Source organism: Spirabiliibacterium mucosae (assembly GCF_014884965.1).
GTDB classification, from domain to species: Bacteria; Pseudomonadota; Gammaproteobacteria; order Enterobacterales; family Pasteurellaceae; genus Spirabiliibacterium; species Spirabiliibacterium mucosae.
The window spans coordinates 55,064-74,119 of the sequence record NZ_JABTBO010000002.1 but is presented as its reverse complement, the minus strand read 5'-3'; the positions used below and the strand labels follow the sequence as shown (position 1 = coordinate 74,119).

The 19,056-nt window shown below is 52.8% G+C and carries 16 protein-coding genes and 2 pseudogenes; 12 read left to right on the top strand and 6 right to left on the bottom strand.

The window, feature by feature from the left end; genetic code table 11:
- The first annotated feature begins 2 nt into the window (after positions 1-2).
- The 6 genes from HPC37_RS01195 to fdx are packed head-to-tail and all read left to right on the top strand — an operon-like array spanning position 3 to position 4,731.
- On the top strand, positions 3-1,217 hold the full coding sequence (locus tag HPC37_RS01195; RefSeq protein WP_208121428.1) for an IscS subfamily cysteine desulfurase: 1,215 nt from the start codon (positions 3-5) through the stop codon (positions 1,215-1,217).
- A gap of 16 nt (positions 1,218-1,233) precedes the next feature.
- On the top strand, positions 1,234-1,617 hold the full coding sequence (iscU, locus tag HPC37_RS01190) for a Fe-S cluster assembly scaffold IscU (protein WP_208117689.1): 384 nt from the start codon (positions 1,234-1,236) through the stop codon (positions 1,615-1,617).
- A gap of 25 nt (positions 1,618-1,642) precedes the next feature.
- Positions 1,643-1,966: an iron-sulfur cluster assembly protein IscA gene (iscA, locus tag HPC37_RS01185; protein ID WP_208121427.1), complete on the top strand. Its 324-nt coding sequence runs from the start codon at positions 1,643-1,645 to the stop codon at positions 1,964-1,966.
- Positions 1,967-1,968: 2 nt separating this feature from the next.
- A complete protein-coding gene (gene hscB, locus HPC37_RS01180) occupies positions 1,969-2,484 on the top strand; it encodes a Fe-S protein assembly co-chaperone HscB (RefSeq protein ID WP_208121426.1) in 516 nt (171 codons plus the stop codon).
- A 39-nt stretch (positions 2,485-2,523) separates the two neighbouring features.
- Positions 2,524-4,383, top strand: coding sequence for a Fe-S protein assembly chaperone HscA (hscA, locus tag HPC37_RS01175; protein ID WP_208121425.1), 1,860 nt, complete (start codon positions 2,524-2,526; stop codon positions 4,381-4,383).
- Positions 4,384-4,392: 9 nt separating this feature from the next.
- On the top strand, positions 4,393-4,731 hold the full coding sequence (gene fdx, locus HPC37_RS01170; protein WP_208121424.1) for an ISC system 2Fe-2S type ferredoxin: 339 nt from the start codon (positions 4,393-4,395) through the stop codon (positions 4,729-4,731).
- A 53-nt stretch (positions 4,732-4,784) separates the two neighbouring features.
- Here the strand turns inward: fdx and HPC37_RS01165 are convergent, their stop codons facing one another.
- Positions 4,785-6,176, bottom strand: a complete 1,392-nt coding sequence (locus HPC37_RS01165) for an MATE family efflux transporter (RefSeq protein ID WP_427915935.1) — start codon at positions 6,174-6,176, stop codon at positions 4,785-4,787.
- A gap of 536 nt (positions 6,177-6,712) precedes the next feature.
- On the opposite strand from HPC37_RS01165, the gene HPC37_RS01160 reads away from it, so the two are divergent.
- The 3 genes from HPC37_RS01160 (at position 6,713) to cspD (ending at position 10,561) form a co-directional block, all read left to right on the top strand.
- Positions 6,713-7,339, top strand: coding sequence for a riboflavin synthase subunit alpha (locus tag HPC37_RS01160; protein WP_208121423.1), 627 nt, complete (start codon positions 6,713-6,715; stop codon positions 7,337-7,339).
- 119 nt (positions 7,340-7,458) lie between these two features.
- Entirely contained in the window at positions 7,459-10,059 is a 2,601-nt protein-coding gene (topA, locus tag HPC37_RS01155) for a type I DNA topoisomerase (RefSeq protein WP_208121422.1), read from the top strand.
- 289 nt (positions 10,060-10,348) lie between these two features.
- Complete coding sequence (gene cspD / locus HPC37_RS01150) at positions 10,349-10,561, top strand: cold shock domain-containing protein CspD (protein ID WP_208121421.1); 213 nt, start codon at positions 10,349-10,351, stop codon at positions 10,559-10,561.
- Between the two features lie 55 nt (positions 10,562-10,616).
- Here cspD and HPC37_RS01145 read toward each other — a convergent pair.
- Together HPC37_RS01145 and HPC37_RS01140 are read right to left on the bottom strand one after the other, a co-directional pair.
- A pseudogene (locus HPC37_RS01145) lies at positions 10,617-12,310 on the bottom strand (ABC transporter permease).
- Between the two features lie 8 nt (positions 12,311-12,318).
- On the bottom strand, positions 12,319-13,494 hold the full coding sequence (locus tag HPC37_RS01140; RefSeq protein WP_208121420.1) for an efflux RND transporter periplasmic adaptor subunit: 1,176 nt from the start codon (positions 13,492-13,494) through the stop codon (positions 12,319-12,321).
- 174 nt (positions 13,495-13,668) lie between these two features.
- On the opposite strand from HPC37_RS01140, the gene glnS reads away from it, so the two are divergent.
- Both glnS and HPC37_RS01130 read left to right on the top strand, forming a co-directional pair.
- A complete protein-coding gene (gene glnS / locus HPC37_RS01135; protein ID WP_208121419.1) occupies positions 13,669-15,345 on the top strand; it encodes a glutamine--tRNA ligase in 1,677 nt (558 codons plus the stop codon).
- Between the two features lie 32 nt (positions 15,346-15,377).
- Positions 15,378-15,815 (top strand): YcgN family cysteine cluster protein, encoded by a 438-nt coding sequence (locus tag HPC37_RS01130; protein WP_208121418.1) that lies wholly within the window; start codon positions 15,378-15,380, stop codon positions 15,813-15,815.
- Positions 15,816-15,827: 12 nt separating this feature from the next.
- Here HPC37_RS01130 and HPC37_RS01125 read toward each other — a convergent pair whose 3' ends face one another.
- The 3 genes from HPC37_RS01125 to ycaO all read right to left on the bottom strand — a co-directional run bounded on the left by HPC37_RS01125 (position 15,828) and on the right by ycaO (position 18,398).
- Positions 15,828-16,256 carry a type II toxin-antitoxin system HicB family antitoxin gene (locus tag HPC37_RS01125; protein ID WP_208121417.1) on the bottom strand — a complete coding sequence of 143 codons (429 nt, stop codon included), beginning with the start codon at positions 16,254-16,256 and terminating at the stop codon, positions 15,828-15,830.
- A 29-nt stretch (positions 16,257-16,285) separates the two neighbouring features.
- A complete protein-coding gene (locus tag HPC37_RS01120; RefSeq protein ID WP_208121416.1) occupies positions 16,286-16,471 on the bottom strand; it encodes a type II toxin-antitoxin system HicA family toxin in 186 nt (61 codons plus the stop codon).
- Between the two features lie 172 nt (positions 16,472-16,643).
- On the bottom strand, positions 16,644-18,398 hold the full coding sequence (ycaO, locus tag HPC37_RS01115; protein WP_208121415.1) for a 30S ribosomal protein S12 methylthiotransferase accessory factor YcaO: 1,755 nt from the start codon (positions 18,396-18,398) through the stop codon (positions 16,644-16,646).
- Positions 18,399-18,570: 172 nt separating this feature from the next.
- On the opposite strand from ycaO, the pseudogene HPC37_RS01110 reads away from it, so the two are divergent.
- Positions 18,571-18,938 (top strand): annotated as a pseudogene (locus HPC37_RS01110) (YegP family protein).
- Positions 18,939-19,056: the final 118 nt, after the last annotated feature.

Below are 19,056 nucleotides of genomic sequence, written 5' to 3'. Positions count from 1 at the left end.
CAATGAAATTACCAATTTATCTTGACTACGCAGCCACTTGCCCAATGGACGAGCGCGTTGCCAAAAAAATGATGGAATACATGACCTTTGACGGCGTGTTTGGCAACCCAGCCTCACGCTCACACCGCTTCGGCTGGCAGGCTGAAGAGGCGGTGGATATCGCCCGCAATCAAGTGGCAGATTTAATTGGCGCGGATTCGCGCGAGATTGTTTTCACCTCAGGTGCGACCGAGTCAGACAACCTCGCGATTAAAGGTGCGGCGCATTTTTACCAAACCAAAGGCAAACACATCATCACGTGCAAAACCGAGCACAAAGCGGTGCTTGACACCTGCCGCCAGCTTGAGCGTGAAGGCTTTGAGGTGACTTATCTTGAGCCTGAAAGTGATGGCTTGGTGGATTTAGCCAAATTAGAAGCGGCGATGCGTGATGACACCATTTTGGTTTCCATTATGCACGTCAACAACGAAATCGGCGTGGTGCAAGACATTGAAAAAATTGGCCAGCTGTGCCGCTCGAAAAAAATTATCTTCCACGTGGATGCCACCCAAAGTGTGGGCAAAATTGACATCAACTTGGCGGAGTTGCCTGTGGATTTGATGTCGTTTTCAGCTCACAAACTCTACGGGCCAAAAGGCATTGGTGGTTTGTTTGTGCGCCGCAAACCACGCGTGCGCTTAGAAGCAATCATCCACGGTGGTGGCCATGAGCGTGGCATGCGTTCAGGCACATTGCCGGTGCACCAAATTGTCGGCATGGGTGAAGCCTATCGCATCTGCAAAGAAGAAATGGCAACCGAAATCCCACGCATCAAAGCGCTGCGTGATCGCCTCTACAACGCCTTGAAAGAAATTGAAGAAACCCACGTCAACGGCTCGATGACGCACCGCGTGGCGAACAACCTCAACATCAGCTTTAACTATGTTGAAGGCGAATCGTTAATGATGGCGTTAAGCGACATTGCTGTGTCCTCCGGCTCAGCGTGTACCTCAGCCAGCCTTGAGCCGTCTTATGTGCTGCGCGCATTGGGGCTCAACGATGAACTGGCGCACAGCTCCATTCGCTTTTCACTCGGGCGTTACACCACCGAGGAAGACATTGACTATACCATTGAATTGGTGAAAAGAGCGGTTCAAAAATTACGCGATCTCTCCCCGCTTTGGGATATGTTTAAAGAAGGGATCGATTTAAGCACGGTGCAATGGACAGCACACTAATTAACGGGAGATTATTATGGCGTATAGCGAAAAAGTGATTGATCACTACGAAAATCCACGCAACGTGGGCTCATTTGACAAAAAAGAACAAAACGTTGGCTCAGGCATGGTCGGCGCGCCGGCGTGTGGTGATGTGATGCAGCTGCAAATCAAAGTCAGCGATGACGGCATTATTGAAGACGCACGCTTTAAAACCTACGGCTGCGGCTCGGCGATTGCCTCCAGCTCGCTTATCACCGAATGGGTCAAAGGTAAATCGTTGGACGAAGCAGGCGCGATTAAAAACAGCCAAATCGCCGAGGAGCTTGAACTGCCACCGGTGAAGGTGCACTGCTCCATTTTGGCAGAAGATGCCATCAAAGCAGCAATTGCGGATTACAAATCCAAAAACAACAAATAAAAGTGCGGTCAACCAAGGACGATGTATGAGCGTGACGCTTTCTGAAAGTGCGGCAAATCGCGTACGCACTTTTTTAACCAATCGCGGCAAAGGCATTGGCCTGCGCCTGGGGGTGAAAACTTCGGGCTGCTCAGGCTTGGCTTATGTGTTAGAATTTGTCGATGAGCTCAATGAAGACGATGAAGTGTTTGAGCAACATGGCGTGAAGATCATAATCGATCGCAAAAGCTTGGTTTATCTTGACGGCACGCAGCTCGATTTTGTCAAAGAGGGCTTAAACGAGGGCTTTAAATTCCACAACCCGAACGTGAAAGACGAATGCGGCTGTGGTGAGAGTTTTACGGTGTAATGATGCAAAATCCGTTTGAATTATTTGATTTGCCACTGGCGTTCAAACTTGACCTAAGCGCGCTCAATGCGCGCTATTTGCAGTTGCAAAAAGCGCACCACCCTGATAATTTCGCAACCGCCTCGAAAGCTGAGCAACTCAACGCGGTGCAACGCACAGCAGACATCAACGAGGCCTATCACACCTTGAAAAACCCATTGTTGCGGGCACAAGCGCTGCTGCAATGGGCGGGCGGTGATGCCTGGGACGGTGAGCAAACGGTGCACGACAGTGACTTTTTGCTCTCGCAATTAAGCCTGCGTGAACAACTTGCCGAGGTTGAGCAAAGCCGCGATGAAACCGCACTTTGCGCATTGCGCGATGAAAACGACAAAATCTATACCGATGCGATGCGTGAGCTTGAAAGTGCGGTTGACAACCGCCACTGGAGTGAGGCCAAGCGCTTTCTCAACCGATTGAAATTCATTGAAAAATTCCAGCGTGATGTGGACGCGTTGGAAGAGCAGTTTTATGATTAATCAGCCTGCCTAGCAGGCGCTTTATTTTGAGTGACCAACATGGCTTTATTGCAAATCGCAGAACCTGGGCAAAGTGCAGCCCCCCATCAACATCGCCTTGCCGTCGGGATTGACCTTGGCACCACCAACACCTTGGTGGCCTCGGTGCGCAACGGCCAAAGCGAGATTTTGCTTGATGAAGAGGACGTGGCGCTGATCCCTTCTGTGGTGCATTACGGCCAAGCGGGCCAAGTGCAAGTCGGCCGCGCAGCGCTGGCTAACGCTATTGATGACGCCAGCCACACCGTGATTTCGGTCAAACGCTTAATCGGCCGCAGCCTGGCCGACATCCACACCCGTTACCCGAATTTGCCTTACGCCTTTGTTGAAAGCGACAACGGCTTGCCGCTGATCCAAACCGCATTGGGGGATTTAAGCCCCGTGCAAATCTCCGCCGATATTTTAAAACGTGTGAATGCGCTGGCCAATGCGCGCCTAGGCGGCGAGTTGGAAGGGGTGGTGATTACCGTGCCGGCCTATTTTGATGATGCCCAGCGCCAAGCCACCAAAGATGCCGCGCGCATTGCCGGCCTCAACGTGCTGCGTCTGCTCAATGAGCCGACGGCGGCAGCCATTGCCTACGGCTTGGATTCTGGCCAAGAGGGCGTGATCGCGGTGTTTGACCTTGGCGGTGGCACCTTTGATATTTCGATTTTGCGCCTGTCTAAAGGCGTGTTTGAAGTGTTGGCCACTGGCGGCGACACCGCACTGGGCGGCGATGATTTTGACCACCTCGTGGCCGATTGGATCATCACGCAATCACAGCACACGCCACAAAACAGCGCGGAGCGCCGAGAACTGATTGAAAGCGCCATTCGCGCCAAAATTGCCCTCAGCGAGCAAGAAAGCACCCAAGTGCGGTTTATGGACTGGGCAGGTGAGCTGACCCGCGCGCAATTTGATCATCTCATCAGCCCCTTAGTCAAACGTGCCATCATGGCTTGCCGCCGCGCGCTGAAAGACGCGGGCGTGCGTGCTGAAGAGGTGCTGGAAGTGGTGATGGTGGGCGGCTCCACCCGCGTGCCGCTGGTGAGAAGCGAAGTGGGTGCATTCTTCAAACGTGAGCCACTGGTGAGCATTGACCCGGATAAAGTGGTTGCGCTCGGGGCGGCGGTTCAGGCTGATATTTTAGTTGGCAACAAAGCCGACAGCGACATGCTGCTGCTGGATGTCACCCCGCTGTCGTTGGGGATTGAGATCATGGGCGGCATGGTGGAAAAAATCGTGCCGCGCAACACCACCATCCCAACGGCGCGCGCGCAAGAATTCACCACCTTCAAAGACGGCCAAACGGCGATGTCTATCCATGTGCTGCAAGGTGAGCGTGAAATGGTGCAAGATTGCCGCTCGCTGGCGCGCTTCACACTGCGTGGCATCCCGCCTATGGTGGCAGGTGCAGCGCATATCCGCGTGACCTTTCAAATCGATGCAGATGGGCTTTTGAACGTCACCGCGATGGAAAAATCCACCCAGGTGCAAGCCGCGGTGCAAGTCAAGCCGTCTTACGGGCTGGATGAAGAGCAAATTCGCAGCATGATCCACGACTCGATTGAGCACGCCGCCGACGACCGCGACGCTCGCCGCCTTAACGAACAACGAGTTGAGGGTGCGCGCGTGATGGAAAGCGTGCGCGAGGCACTCAAGCTTGACCGCACTTTGCTCAGCGACAGTGAATTTGACGCCATCATGCAAGGCATTGACAGCCTTGAGCAGGCCTGCCGCGGTGACGATGCCGAGCAGATCAAGCGCGAGATCAACCAATTAGACAAACTCACGCAAGACTTTGCCGCCAGACGCATGGACAACTCCGTGCGTCAAGTGCTGCAAGGGCAAAAAGTGAGCGACATAGAACAAGAATAAGGACAAGCTATGCCAAAATTAATTTTTCTCCCAAACGAAACCCTTTGCCCTGAAGGCATGGTGGTGGAAGCCGAAAAAGGGGAAAGCATTTTAGACGCGGCTTTGAACGCGGGGATCGAGATCGAACACGCCTGTGAAAAATCCTGCGCCTGCACCACTTGCCACGTGGTGGTGCGTGAGGGGTTTGACTCGCTCAACGAAACATCGGATCTTGAAGAAGATATGCTCGACAAAGCTTGGGGCTTGGAGATGGACAGCCGCTTGAGCTGTCAGGCGATTGTGGGCGATGAAGATTTAGTCATCGATATTCCACGCTACACCGTCAACCACGCGCGCGAAGAGCATTAATTAAAGTGCGGTGATAAAAGTGCGGTTTGCAGCCTAGCCAACCGCACTTTTTGTTATTTGATTTTCTCTAAATAAGCAAGCAGTTGCGCTTGTGGGATAGCTTGAATTTTGCGCATGCGCAGCAGCAAGAGCGCGGCGGCCAGCGTTAAGCACAGCACAAAGCCGACCCAAAAGCCCTCTGCGCCGAGCGGCGGGAAGCCCCAATCCGTCAACGCCGTGATGTACCCCACCGGCATGCCCACCACCCAGTAGCTAAACAGTGAAATAATCAGCACCGCTTTGGTGTCTTTATAAGCGCGCAGCGCACCGCCGGCAATGGCTTGCACCGAGTCGGGCAACTGATAGGCGGCGGCGAAGAGCAGCAGGAACGAGGCCATCTCAATCACCTGCGGGTTGTGCACAAAAATTTGCGCGATTTGAGTGCGAAACGCCAGGGTGATGATCGCCGTGGCGCTGGCGACCAACAGGCCAAGGGCGATGGCGAGATAACTGACGAGCTTGGCGCCGTCGAGATTTTTTTCACCCAAACGTTGGCCGACCAAAATGGTGGTGGCCATCGAAATTGACAGCGGCATCATATAAAAAAATGAGCTGGTATTGAGTGTGATTTGGTGGCTGGCGACCACGTTCGCGCCCAAAGGGGCCAGCAGCAACCCCACCACGGCAAACAGGCTCACCTCCGCACACAAGGTTAAGGCAATTGGCACACCGAGGTTGAGCAATTTGCGCAGTGTGGCAATATTCGGCAGCTCAAAAATGCGCGGGAAGAGGGCCACTTTGCGCAGGTGGCTGGCTTTGATGCAATAGCCAATCAGCATCAGCATCATCAGCCAGTTGACGCACGCGGTGGCAATGCCGCACCCCACCGCACCAAAGGCCGGCAGACCAAGCTTGCCATAAATCAAAATATAATTGAGCACCACATTGAGCAACAGCCCGATAAAGCCGATCACCATCGCGGGCTTGGTTTTGGCCATGCCGTCATTGAGCCCGCGGAAGTTGATCATCACTAAATAGGCCACCACGCCGACGGAAATCGCCTGCAAATAGCGGTTAGAAATATCGCGCAGGCTTGAGTCCATCTCGCGCAGGTTCAGCAAAATATGGCTATTGAAAATCAGCCAGGTGAGCGGGATGCTGACAATCAGCGCAATCCACAAGCCTTGGCGCACTTGATGGGCGATACGCGAGCGCTGGCCGGAGCCGTTTAAATAGGCAATCACCGGTGGCAGCGAGAGCAGCAGCCCTTGCCCGAATAAAAGTAGCGGCAGCCAAATCGACGCTCCAATAGAAATCGCCGCCATGTCGTTGGCGCTCACTCGGCCGGCCATGATGGTATCGACCATGCCCATGGTGCTTTGCGAGAGCTGGGCAATCCAAATTGGGCCTGCGATACGAAACAGTTGCTTGCTTTCATGGCGAATGTTGGCGTTGGATAAGCTTATTTTTAGCATAACGTTGTATGGCACGCGGTTGCGCCATAGCTCCAGTTAAGAATTGAAACGATCGTTGATTTTTTCAGTCAATGTACACAGTTATATTTTATTAATCAAGCGCCATGCATACAAGGGCGCATTTTCCATCGGATTTGCGCGGCTGTGGCACGATTTTTGTGATGTTGCTTGCAAATTCAGACAAATCCTCGCCATTGTGGTAAAATATCAGGTAGAATCTGAAACGTGATTTCATATTATGGAGGCATTATGAGCAAAGAACACCAAACCCGCTATGAGAGCAGCATGTCTGCCGCCCTAGGCCCAATGGACGACGAAGAGTTTAAAAATTTGATCCGCAAAGAGGCGGAAGAGCGCTTTAAATTTTTAACGAGCACCCGAACGCCACTTTCCAAAACCTTACCCTGGAAGAGTGGATTGATATGTTGCGCGAGCAATACGAGCAGTACCGCGATTGGTACCAAAAGCAAAATCCAAATTCATAACTTAATGGCTGATGTCAGTCATTTTTCTTGCAAAAGGTTTTTATGTTCACAGGCATTGTGCAGGGCAAAGCCCGCATTGAAAAAATTATCCGCAAGGCCGACTTTCAAACCCACGTCATCGCGATGCCGACCGCACTTTTAGCCGATTTGACCCTCGGCGCGTCGGTGGCGCACAACGGCGTGTGCCTGACCGTCACCCACATTGAGGGTAATTTGGTCAGCTTTGATCTCATGGCGCAAACGCTGGCCATCACCAACTTGTGCGACGTGCAAGAGGGCGATGAGGTCAACATTGAACGGGCGATGAAGCTCGGCGCGGAAATTGGCGGGCATTTACTCTCTGGGCATATTTTCTGCACCGCTGAGATTGTTGAGATCACGCAACGTAAAAACAACTACAAAGTGCGGTTTCGCCTGCCGGCGAATGCGATGAAATATGTGCTCACCAAGGGCTTTATCGCCATTGATGGTGCAAGTTTGACGGTTGTGGAGGTCAGAGCGGAAGACAACACCTTCACGGTCAGCTTTATCCCCGAAACGCTAGAGCGCACCATCATCGCGCAAAAAGGCGTGGGGGATATGGTGAATATTGAAATCGACAGCCAAACCCAGGCGATCATCGACACCGTTGAGCGCTATTTGGCGCAAAATTTCGCGATCCCAGCCTAAAAAGACGCGAGCTATGTCATAAATTGTCAGGCTAACTATTGTCAAACGAAATAATAGTTGATATTGTCTGTGCAATTTTAAGCGCCTAGTATTAGGTTGAACAGATAAACGGAATAAAAATGAGCAAGTCATTAGTGATCGTGGAGTCCCCCGCCAAGGCCAAAACCATCAACAAATACCTCGGCAAGGACTATGTTGTCAAATCCAGCGTCGGCCATGTGCGCGACCTGCCAACGGTGGGCTCGAGCACGGGCGAAAAGCGCAAAGCGGTGTCGACCAAAGGCTTAAGCGCGAGCGAAAAAGCCAAACTCAAGCGCGAGCGCGAGCAAGAAGCACTGGTCAAACGCATGGGGATTGACCCGTATCACGGCTGGGAGGCCAACTACCAGGTGCTGCCCGGCAAAGAAAAGGTGGTGTCTGAACTGAAATCCGCCGCCAAAAAAGCCGACCATATTTATCTCGCGACCGACTTGGATAGAGAAGGAGAGGCGATTGCTTGGCATTTGAAAGAGCTGATCGGCGGGGAAGACAGCCGCTTTAGCCGCGTGGTATTTAACGAAATCACCAAAAATGCCATCAAAAACGCCTTCGCCCAGCCTGAAAAGCTCAATATGGACCGCGTTAACGCGCAGCAAACTCGGCGCTTTTTAGACCGCGTGGTGGGCTATATGGTCTCACCCTTGTTGTGGAAAAAGGTCGCCCGCGGGCTCTCGGCCGGCCGGGTGCAATCGGTGGCGGTGAAGCTGCTCGTTGAGCGCGAGCGCGAGATTAAATCATTCGACCCGCAAGAGTTTTGGACGATTCAGGCTGATACCACCAACGCCAAGAAAAAGGCGATCACACTCGATGTGACCCACGTGAAAGGCAAAAAATTCTCGCCAGAGAACGAAAAACAAGCCCAAAGTGCGGTCAGCGCGCTAGAAAGTGCCGATTTTGTGGTTGACAGCATTGAAACTAAACCAACCCAATCCCGCGCCAAGCCGCCGTTTATCACCTCCACGCTGCAACAAGCGGCGAGCACGCGCTTAGGCTTTGGCGTGAAAAAAACCATGATGCTGGCACAGCGCCTCTATGAGTCTGGCTACATCACCTATATGCGTACAGACTCCACTAACTTAAGCCAAGATGCGCTCAACATGGCGCGCCACTACATCAGCGAGGAATTTGGCACCGATTACCTGCCAGCGAAGCCGAATTTTTATTCCAGTAAGGAAAACGCGCAAGAAGCGCACGAGGCCATTCGCCCGTCAGATGTGAATGTGTCAGCCGCGGCCGTGAGCGGTGTGGACAAAGATGCTGTGCGTTTGTATGACCTCATTTGGCGGCAATTTTTGGCCTGCCAAATGCCGCCGGCGCAATATGACTCCACCACCTTGTCGGTGCAGGCCGGGGATTACACCTTAAAAACCAAAGGGCGGATCATGCGCTTTGACGGTTGGACAAAAGTGCTGCCACTGGGCAAAAGTGCGGAAGACCAAGTGCTACCTGAGGTGAGCGAAGGCGAAAAACTCACGCTCAACGCGCTCCACCCAGAGCAACACTTCACCAAGCCACCAGCGCGCTACACCGAAGCGGCATTGGTGAAAGAGCTGGAAAAACGCGGCATCGGCCGGCCGTCCACCTATGCGTCAATCATCTCAACGATTCAAGATCGCGGCTATGTGCGAGTGGAAAACCGCCGTTTTTATGCTGAAAAAATGGGTGAAATTGTCACCGATCGCCTCAATCAATCCTTTGGCGATTTGATGAACTACGACTTCACCGCCAATATGGAAGACACGCTCGACCAAATCGCCAACGGCAACGCTAATTGGAAAGAGCAGCTCAACCAGTTTTTCACCGATTTTTCACAACAATTGACCACCGCCGAGCTTGATGAACTCGAAGGCGGCATGCGCCCGAACAATTTGGTGGAAACAGACATAAAATGCCCAACCTGCGGGCGCAACATGGCCATTCGCACCGCCAGCACAGGCGTGTTTTTAGGCTGCACAGGCTATGCGCTGCCGCCGAAAGAGCGCTGCAAAACCACGATCAACTTGATCCCTGAAGCCGAGCTGCTCAACGTGCTTGACGACAATTCAGAAACCGACGCACTGCGCAAACGCAAACGCTGCCCGAAATGCCACACCGCGATGGACAGCTACTTGATTGATGCCCACCGCAAGTTGCACATTTGTGGTAACAACCCAAATTGCGACGGCTTTGTGATTGAAGAGGGCGAATACAAAATCAAAGGCTACGACGGCCCAGTGGTGGAATGTGACAAGTGCGGTGGCGAGATGCACCTCAAACTTGGCCGCTTTGGCAAATACATGGGCTGCACCCTGTGCTCAAACACCCGCAAGATTTTGAAAAACGGCGAGGTCGCGCCACCAAAAGAAGACCCTGTGCCGTTCCCAGAATTGAAATGCGAAAAATCTGATGCCTATTTTGTACTGCGTGACGGCGCAAGTGGCGTGTTTTTATCCGCTCACAACTTCCCGAAATCGCGGGAAACCCGCGCGCCGTATATCGAAGAGCTGGTGCGTTTTAAAGACCGCTTGCCAGAGAAGTTTAAATACCTCGCCGACGCGCCTGAAAAAGACCCCGACGGTAACAAAACCTTGGTGCGCTATTCGCGCAAGGAAAAACGCCAATACGTCACCTCCGAAAAAGACGGCAAAGCCACGAAGTGGATCGCCGATTATGTTAACGGCAAATGGGTGGCGCGCAAGTAGGTTAACAATGTGTTAAATTCAAAGTGCGGTTTGGCCTTCAAACCGCACTTTTTTTTACCTTAATTGCAACAGACACAAAAACTTGCGCTCAATGTCACAAAGTGCGGTCAAATGTCACAAAAATGTATTTATTTTGTGATCCGCTTCTTATTTTGCTCATCTTGTAATTGTAGATTTACACTTTTTAATCAAAAATAGAGATAAAGGTAAGGTCATCAATAGCATAGCTTAAGACAATCCTTGTATAAGCCCGCAAGGGCACATGTTTATTTATAGAGAGAGGTCGATTATGCCAATCGGAACAGTGAAATGGTTTAATAATGCAAAAGGCTTCGGTTTTATTGCAGAAGAAGGCCACGACGAGGATATTTTTGTGCATTATTCCGTGATTGAAATGGAAGGATATCGCTCATTAAAAGCAGGGCAAAAAGTGGAGTTTGAGGCCATTCATGGCGACAAAGGCTCACACGCCACCAAAATTGTCCCAATCAATCAAGATTGATTGCGCGTATGGCTATGGTTTCATAGCCATATTCCTCCCCTTAAAGGCGCAGCACCTATTCTTGAGAGAGTGCCTTAATCGGATTAAGCCGCGCGGCGTTGCGCGCCGGCAAATAGCCAAACAACAACCCAATCACACAGGCGCAAGCCAGCGCCACCACCACCGGCTACGGCGTGAGCAGCATCGTAAATTGCGTGCTGAGCGCGTTGAACACCTGCGCAAACACCAGAGCTGCGATCACCCCAAGCGCCCCGCCGATAAAACACAGCACCATCGCCTCAATCAAAAATTGCTGCAAAATCGCACGCGCACGGGCGCCAATGGCCATTTTGATGCCGATCTCGCGCGTGCGCTCAGTGACAGAAACGAGCATAATGTTCATCACGCCAATGCCGCCGACAATGAGTGAAATCACCGCAATGGAAGAAATTAGCAGCGTCATGGTGCTGGAGGTGTTGGCGATGGTTTGCTTGATGCTATCGCTGTTGAAAATAAAAAAGCTTTTTTGCCGTGGCGCGCGCTGAGCAAGCGGGTGATGTTTTGCTCCACCACCTGCGAGCTGACCGCACTTTGCATTTTCACCGTGATGGAATTGATGTGCCGCTCGCCGGTGATTTTGCGCATCAAGGTGGAATAGGGTAGCCACAGCGTCAAATTGCCTGCGCTGTTGCCAAGTTTTGGCGCCTGCGCCACGCCGATGACTTGCAGCGGGATTTTGTTGAGCATCACCACCTGCCCAAGCGGCGAGCGCTCGCCAAACACTGTGCTGGCAGTCAGTGCGTCAAGCACCACCACCGAGACCATTTGCGTGACCTCATCGGGGCTAAACAGCCGCCCTTGCAACAAAGTGATGCCGCGCACGTCAAAATAGGCCGCGCCCACGCCGCGCGCTTGCACACTGCGGGATTGGTTGGCATAAAGCAGCGAGCCGTTTAAGGTGCTATTGGGCGAGGTGCTGGCAATCTCGGCTTGGCGTGCGAGCAGCTCGGCGTCGGCCACCGTGAGGTTTTTCACTCGATTCGCCCGCCTGTCGCCAAAGCCGCTGCCATTGAAAATATCCAGCGTGTTGGTGCCCAGTGCGCTGATTTCTGACATGATTTTTTGCTGCGAGCCGTTGCCGAGCGCCACCACGCAAATCACCGAAGCTATGCCGATGATAATCCCAAGCATGGTTAAAAGCGAGCGTAACTTATGCGCCACAATCGCCATCACCGCCTGCCCACTGTGGGAGTCCAAGGCGCCGGTGGGTTCATCAGCCAAAATCACCTCGCCGCCGTTCATCAGCGCACGCGCGATGCTGACACGCTGTTGCTGCCCGCCAGAGAGCTGGTTGGGGTAGTGTGTGGTTTTATCGCTCAAACCTAAATCGCTTAAAAGCGCGCTGGCACGCAAAGTGCGCTCCGCCTTTGGCTGGCCGGCATAAAGCGCCGGCAGGGCAACGTTATCGAGCGCATTAAGGCAGGCAATCAAATTATAACGCTGGAAGATAAAGCCAAAGGTGCGCTCACGCAGCGCGGCGAGCTGGTCGCGATCAAACTCACTGCAATCGTGGCCATGAATGAAATACTGCCCCTCATCGGCCACATCCAAGCAGCCCAATAGATTCATCAAAGTCGATTTGCCCGAGCCCGAAGCGCCGACAATCGCGACAAATTCGCCTTTGTTAATCGTGAGATTGATGTTGTTTAAAATCGCGCTGCGGGCTTCCCCAGAGCCTGCGAATTTTGAGACATTGCGCAGTTCAATCATCGCGCACCTCACAGCCTTGGCATGCGCAGCCGCGCGCCGTTTTGCCCCTCGCTTTGGCGCACGGTGTTGGTGATGACCTTCTCCCCTTGCTGCACGCCTTCGAGCACCTCGGTATAAATGCCGTCACTGAGGCCTAAGCGCACCGACCGCACTTGCGGTTTCCCGTCAATTAGCACTTGCACTTGCGCTTTGTCGCCTTGCCGCTCAATCGCGATGTTGGGGATAGCAAGGCGCTGTTGACTTTCAGCCACGATAATTTCCGTTTGCGTGGTCATGCCAATGCGCAAAGTGCAGTCAGGGTTCGGGACTAAAATATTGGCATAAAAATAAACTGCCGAGCTGCTGCCGGCGCTGGTTTTATATTCGCCGTCCGTCAGCGTGGTCAGTGCGGGGTCAACGGAGTCAATCACGCCTTCAAGGGTTTTGTGTGGCTCGGCTAAAGTGGTGAAGCGCACCCGTTGGCCAGCTTTGACGAGTGCAATGTCGCCTTCGGCCACCTCAGCTTTGATCAACATCTTCTCCAAGTCAGCAATTTGCACCACGGTCGGCGTATTTTGTCGCGCGTTGAGCGTTTGCCCCACCGTGACAGGGATAGACACCACCGTGCCACTCATCGGCGCGGTGATGCGGGTGTAGCCCAAATCCGTCTGTGCGGTGGCCAGCGCAATGGTGGCTTGCTTGATGTCGGATTCGAGCGTGCTGACCTGCGCTTTAGCCTGTGCCAGCGCCGTTTGCGCGCTTTCAAGGCTGGTTTGGCTGCTGGCGCGCTGGCTTAACAGCTGGGTTTGACGCTGGCGGTTTTTCTCCGCCACGCTAAGGGTGGTGTTGGCCGCGCGCAATTGTGCGTTGAGCGCACTTAAGCGCGCTTGAGCGGTATTGACGGCATTTTGCTGCGTGGTGGCATCAATTTCAGCAATCACATCGCCTTTGTGTACAAATTGCCCAAGCGTAACATAAAGTGCGGTCAGCTGGCCGGTGACTTGCGCGCCCACTTCCACCCGTGATTGGCTGCGCACGGTGCCAGTGGCCAGCACACTTTTGTGAATATCACGCAGGCCCACCGCTTGAGTGGTGTATTCGACCTCATCATTGGTGGCGTTGTGCTGCCAATAGAGCAGCGCGCCCAGCACAATGAGCAAAACAAGCCCCAAGCCTAACATCCAACGTCGAAAAATTGCGCGCATACTACCTCTTGTATGAAATTTTTGTCTATTGTACTTAGTTGTGGCGATTATCTCAGCAAAAAATCGTCAAAATTCGCAAGCCCAACGCCCGATGCGCGCAAGGTGAGTTTTGTTCTTGCCTAAAACTGTGTAAAATGCGATCCTTAACCTTATTTTTATGTTTCAAGGATTGTTATGAGCGAACATCACGACGACGTGGCGGAATCAGCCCGCCCAAGCAACTTTATCCGACATATTATCGACGACGATCTCGCCGAGGGTAAAGTCCAGGAGATTCACACCCGCTTCCCGCCGGAGCCGAATGGCTACTTGCACATTGGCCATGCCAAATCGATTTGCTTGAACTTTGGCATCGCGCAGGACTACCAAGGCCTGTGCAATTTGCGCTTTGACGACACCAACCCAGTGAAAGAGGATGTGGAGTATGTGGATTCCATCAAGCAAGATGTCGAATGGCTCGGCTTTCACTGGGCCGGTGATGTGCGCTACGCCTCGGACTATTTCGACCAACTCCACGGCTATGCCATTGAGTTGATTGAAAAGGGCCTGGCCTATGTTGATGAGCTTTCACCCGATGAAATCCGCGAATACCGTGGCACACTGACCGAGCCTGGCAAAAACAGCCCGTATCGCGACCGCAGCGTGGAAGAAAACTTGGCCTTGTTTGAAAAAATGCGCAACGGCGAGTTTGCCGAAGGCAAAGCCTGCCTGCGCGCCAAAATCGACATGGCCAGCCCATTTATGGTGATGCGTGACCCCGTTTTATATCGCATCAAATTCGCCAGCCATCACCAAACAGGGGATAAGTGGTGCATCTACCCGATGTATGACTTCACTCACTGCATTTCTGATGCCATTGAGCGCATCTCTCACTCGCTGTGTACGCTGGAGTTTCAAGACAACCGCCGCCTTTATGACTGGGTGCTGGAGAACATCTCAATTGAGCGCCCACTGCCGCATCAGTATGAATTTTCCCGCTTGAATTTGGAAGGCACGCTCACCTCCAAACGCAAGCTGCTCTATTTGGTGCAAAACGGCATTGTCGACGGCTGGAATGACCCTCGCATGCCAACCATCTCCGGCCTGCGCCGCCGTGGCTATACGCCAGCCTCCCTGCGTGAGTTTTGTAAACGCATTGGCGTGACCAAGCAAGACAACGTGGTGGAATATTCTGCGTTAGAATCTTGCATTCGTGATGACCTTAACGTCAACGCGCCGCGCGCGATGGCAGTGATTGACCCGGTGAAAGTGGTGATTGAAAACTTCAACGGCGAGGCTGAAACCCTCACCGCGCCAAATCACCCAAATCGCCCAGAGCTCGGCGAGCGCCAACTGCCGTTTAGCCGCGAGATTTATATCGACCGCGCTGACTTCCGCGAAGAGGCGAACAAAAAATACAAACGCTTGGTGCTAGGCAAAGAAGTGCGGTTGCGCAATGCCTATGTGATCAAAGCTGAGCGCGTTGAAAAAGACGCCGAGGGCAACATCACCACCATTTTCTGCACTTATGACCCTGACACACTGGGCAAAAACCCAAGTGACGGGCGCAAAGTGAAAGGCGTGATTCACTGGGTGGACGCCAACACCCACCACCGCGCTGAGTTCCGTCTTTATGATCGCCTATTCAACGTGCCAAACCCAGGGGCGGCGGAGGATATTGAATCTGTCCTCAACCCAGATTCCCTACGCATTGCCCACGGTGTGGTGGAGCAAAGCTTAGGCAACGCCCAAGCCGAGCAAGCCTATCAGTTTGAGCGTGAGGGCTATTTCTGCGCCGATAGCAAAGACTCCAGCCCAGAGCATTTGGTGTTCAACCTCACCGTCAGCCTCAAAGAGAGCGCAGGCTTTTAACAAAGTGCGGTCAACCGCACTTTGGCTAAGTTATGGCATTTTGGCAAGACAAACCCCTCGCGCAACTGAGTGAGGAAGAATGGGAGCAGCTGTGCGACGGCTGTGGCTTGTGCTGCTTTCATAAAATGATCGACGGCTACGGCATTCATGAAAAGCTCTATTTCACGCGCATCGCCTGCAACCAGCTAGATCTTGCCACCTGCCAGTGCAGCAACTATGCCGAGCGCTTTGCACTCGAGCGCGAATGCACCAAACTCACGCGCGACAACTTAAGCGAATTTGCCTGGCTGCCCGCCACTTGCGCCTACCGCCTGCGTGCCGAGGGCAAGCCGCTTTTCCCTTGGCACCCGCTGATTTCTGGCTCTCCTGAGAGCGTCAAACAAGCCGGCATCGCCATCCAAAACGGCGTACACGAGCGCCACGTCCGCGACTGGACAGATTACATCATCGCCGTTGAAAACGTATACTGACCGCACTTTGGATTAAAGGTGCAGCTCTTTTTGTGTCGCTACAGCGATAAAATGGCTGCGATCTTTATACACTGGATTGCTTGCCACGCGGCTGTCGATACGTTGGATTAAATATTCTGGCAAGCTGATATTAATCCGCTGGCGCTTGCCTTGATAAGCGCTCAAGTCCACATCCAGCAATAGCCAGGTGTCGCAGTGGTTGAATTCTTCTTGTGATTGGTAATAGCGATAGCCTTTGTCCTTAAGCGCGGTGATATCCTCACCACATTCAACCATCATTTCCAAAATAGAATGAATCGCATCAAGCGCTTGAGTTGGAATCTCTTCAAGCGTGTCGGCAGCACTTAGGCAGGCGTAGCGCTCGGTGAACAGCACAGGCACCGCAATGCCATAGGCCTCATGGTCATTTTGTGGGGTTTCAATGCCGATCGTCATTAACATAATTACTCCTTGTTCGAGGCTCGGCAGAGCTATAAAAGCCCTGCCGATTTTTTGATGGATCTTAAGGTGCCGATTGCGAGATCTTGCTTCGGGTGCGGCACAGGAAAGTGCTTCCCGGTAATGGGTGAGTACCAAATTTGGTGATCACCCTTGCCTTGCCGAACAAGCGTGCAACCAGCACGTTTAAGCTCCTTGATTAAGTCACGTGAGTGCATGCTTCCTCCTTGCCTTAATCAGTTTTGATTATACACACGCATACACACACAATCAAGCAAAGAACGATGCGCGAGCATTGATTTTGGTGTATGCCCAGAAGTTGAAAGGCAAGAGCAAAAAGGTTGTGTCGATTCAATGGCAGTAACAAAGCGCCAGTGTGGCGCTTTCCCCTCACACCGCACTTTCCCTTTTCGCTTGCTGCAGTTTGTCGTAAACGGCGAGCAGCGCTTGGTGGGGGGCGAATGGGGTAAGAGTTTCGTCGGCAGCATTGAGGCCATAGAACGGGTTGCCAACGTCGATTGCTTGCCAGCACGCGCGCACGATCTCGTCACCGAAAAGTGCGGTGAAGGCGCGCTGATATTGCTCGCGTTCGCGCGTGTCATCAAGGGCCAACTCGAGGGATTGCACCAAGCAGTGGTAATAACGAATCCGCTCAGGGCTGAGCACCGACTCGCTGCTTTCCAGCGTCCATTGTGCCCAGTCAAGTGCGGTTTCAAGCTCCCCGGCGGCCAGTGCCAGCATCGCTTTTAGCTCGCCGATGCGCAGGGTGTGCCATGCGCTGGTTTTTTCCACCGCAATGCCTAAAAACTCCCGCACGCGGGTGTAGTCATCAATCCCTTGCTCGTCGAGTGCAAGCAGCATTTTTTGATAAACGTGCGGTTGCTGGTCAAAGTTTGGCAGGGCTAAAATCGGCGCACGCCATTCCATGCCCATGTTATTGTTGGCATAAAGCAAATCATCGACAGGGTAGATGTCCGACATCCCTGGCACAATGATGCGGCAGGCATACACGCCCAAGTGGGTGTAATCCATAATGTACACGTCTTGCTCAAGTGCGGTGAAAATCGCCATCAAGTTGTCAAACTCCTGCGCGGTGGTGCCGGAGAAATCCCAATCGACAAAGTCAAAATCGCTCTCTTGCTTGAACAAATCCCACGAGATTAAGCCGCTGGAGTCGATAAAATGCGTTTCCAAATTGGCGTGCTCGGCCACGTCGTCATCCGCAAACGACGGCGGCGAGAACACATCCAAATCTTTCAAACTGCGCCCTTGCAGCAGCTCTGTCACCGTGCGCTCCAGCGCCACGGCAAAGTTCGGGTGCGCGCCAAAAGAGGCAAAGCAGGTGCCATTGGCGGGATTGAGCAGCACCACGCAAATCACCGGGAACTGCCCGCCGAGCGAGGCATCAAAGGCATAAATCGGGAAGCCCTCCGCCTCAAGGGTGGCAATCGCCTGCTCAATGTGCGGGTAACGCGCGCGCACCGCACTTGGGATTTCGGGCAGCGAGATGCACTCACTGATGATCTTGTTTTTCACAAAGCGCTCAAACACCTCTGAAAGCGCCTGCACTCGCGCCTCATTCTCGCTGTTGCCGGCCGACATCCCATTCGAGACATACAAATTGGCGATAATGCTTTGCGGGAAGTAAATCACCTGCCCGTCGCGCACGCGCTTATAAGGCAGCGCCACAATGCCACGCTCAGCATTGCCCGATTGCAAATCCACCAAATCGCTGGGGGCGAGCTCACCCTCGGGGTCGAAATAATCCCACAATGCCTCATCAAGCAGCCCTTGCGGCATCACATCGCCTGCAAACGGGAACCATTTTTCACTCGGGTAGTGGACAAAATCCCCCGCGGCGATGCGTTGGCCCAAATAAAAATCGGCGAAAAAATAGTTGCTGGAAAGCCGCTCAAAATACTCCCCCAGCGCCGAGGCCAGCGCGGCCTTTTCGCTCGCGCCTTTGCCGTTGGTGAAGCAAAGCGGGCAGTGCTTGTCGCGAATATGGATCGAATACACGTTCGGCACAGGGTTGAGAGCGTTCAAGTGCTCTAATTCAATGCCTAAATCGGCCAATTTTTGCGTGAATTGGGCAATGCTGTGTTCAAGGCTGGCATCTTTGCCGGCGATATGGGTTTGCGCCATGGGAGTTTCCTGCTGATAAAAAGGCGAATAATAGGCAAGAATGGGCCGCAGAGCAACTCAATTTTGTGGCGCGCAGCACATTTTTTGCACAAAGTGATTGAAAAATTCCCAAAAGAAACTATTCTGTGCAGTGATAAACCCCATCACGGGCAACACAACCAAGGAGACTTTTATGGCACAAGGGTGGTATGAACTGAAATTAGCCAAAAACGGCCAATTTGTTTTAATTTGAAAGCGGCCAACAGCCAAGTGATTTTGACCAGTGAAATGTACAAAACACGCGCCGCGGCAGAAAACGGCATCGCCTCGGTGCAAAAAAATGGCGCCACTGACGCGCTTTATGAAATCCGCGTGGCGAAAAACGATAAGCCGTATTTTGTCTTGAAAGCGAAAAATCACCAAGAAATTGGCCGCAGCCAATATTACAGCAGCCAAGCCGTGGCGAAAAAAGGCATTGCCTCCGTCAAACGCAACGCCGCCACCACCGTGGTGAAAGACAAAACCCAAGAGCAAAAAGCCCAAAAAGCCAAAAAGGCATAAACTCTGCAATCCCAGTGGCAGCCTAGGTTGCCGCTGTGTGAAGATCATAAATTAATAATCTCGCAGCGCATTTTGCGCATTTTGTGGCATTTTGTGATAGAATGAACTTATTAGCAGC

Coding starts and splice junctions, on each gene's coding strand:
- topA (WP_208121422.1), top strand. CDS start 7,459: ATGAGCAAGTCATTAGTGATCGTGGAGTCCCCCGCCAAGGCCAAAACC.
- cspD (WP_208121421.1), top strand. CDS start 10,349: ATGCCAATCGGAACAGTGAAATGGTTTAATAATGCAAAAGGCTTCGGT.
- HPC37_RS01120 (WP_208121416.1), bottom strand. CDS start 16,471: ATGCACTCACGTGACTTAATCAAGGAGCTTAAACGTGCTGGTTGCACG.
- HPC37_RS01125 (WP_208121417.1), bottom strand. CDS start 16,256: ATGTTAATGACGATCGGCATTGAAACCCCACAAAATGACCATGAGGCC.
- iscA (WP_208121427.1), top strand. CDS start 1,643: ATGAGCGTGACGCTTTCTGAAAGTGCGGCAAATCGCGTACGCACTTTT.
- fdx (WP_208121424.1), top strand. CDS start 4,393: ATGCCAAAATTAATTTTTCTCCCAAACGAAACCCTTTGCCCTGAAGGC.
- iscU (WP_208117689.1), top strand. CDS start 1,234: ATGGCGTATAGCGAAAAAGTGATTGATCACTACGAAAATCCACGCAAC.
- HPC37_RS01195 (WP_208121428.1), top strand. CDS start 3: ATGAAATTACCAATTTATCTTGACTACGCAGCCACTTGCCCAATGGAC.
- hscB (WP_208121426.1), top strand. CDS start 1,969: ATGCAAAATCCGTTTGAATTATTTGATTTGCCACTGGCGTTCAAACTT.
- HPC37_RS01130 (WP_208121418.1), top strand. CDS start 15,378: ATGGCATTTTGGCAAGACAAACCCCTCGCGCAACTGAGTGAGGAAGAA.
- ycaO (WP_208121415.1), bottom strand. CDS start 18,398: ATGGCGCAAACCCATATCGCCGGCAAAGATGCCAGCCTTGAACACAGC.
- hscA (WP_208121425.1), top strand. CDS start 2,524: ATGGCTTTATTGCAAATCGCAGAACCTGGGCAAAGTGCAGCCCCCCAT.
- HPC37_RS01140 (WP_208121420.1), bottom strand. CDS start 13,494: ATGCGCGCAATTTTTCGACGTTGGATGTTAGGCTTGGGGCTTGTTTTG.
- glnS (WP_208121419.1), top strand. CDS start 13,669: ATGAGCGAACATCACGACGACGTGGCGGAATCAGCCCGCCCAAGCAAC.
- HPC37_RS01160 (WP_208121423.1), top strand. CDS start 6,713: ATGTTCACAGGCATTGTGCAGGGCAAAGCCCGCATTGAAAAAATTATC.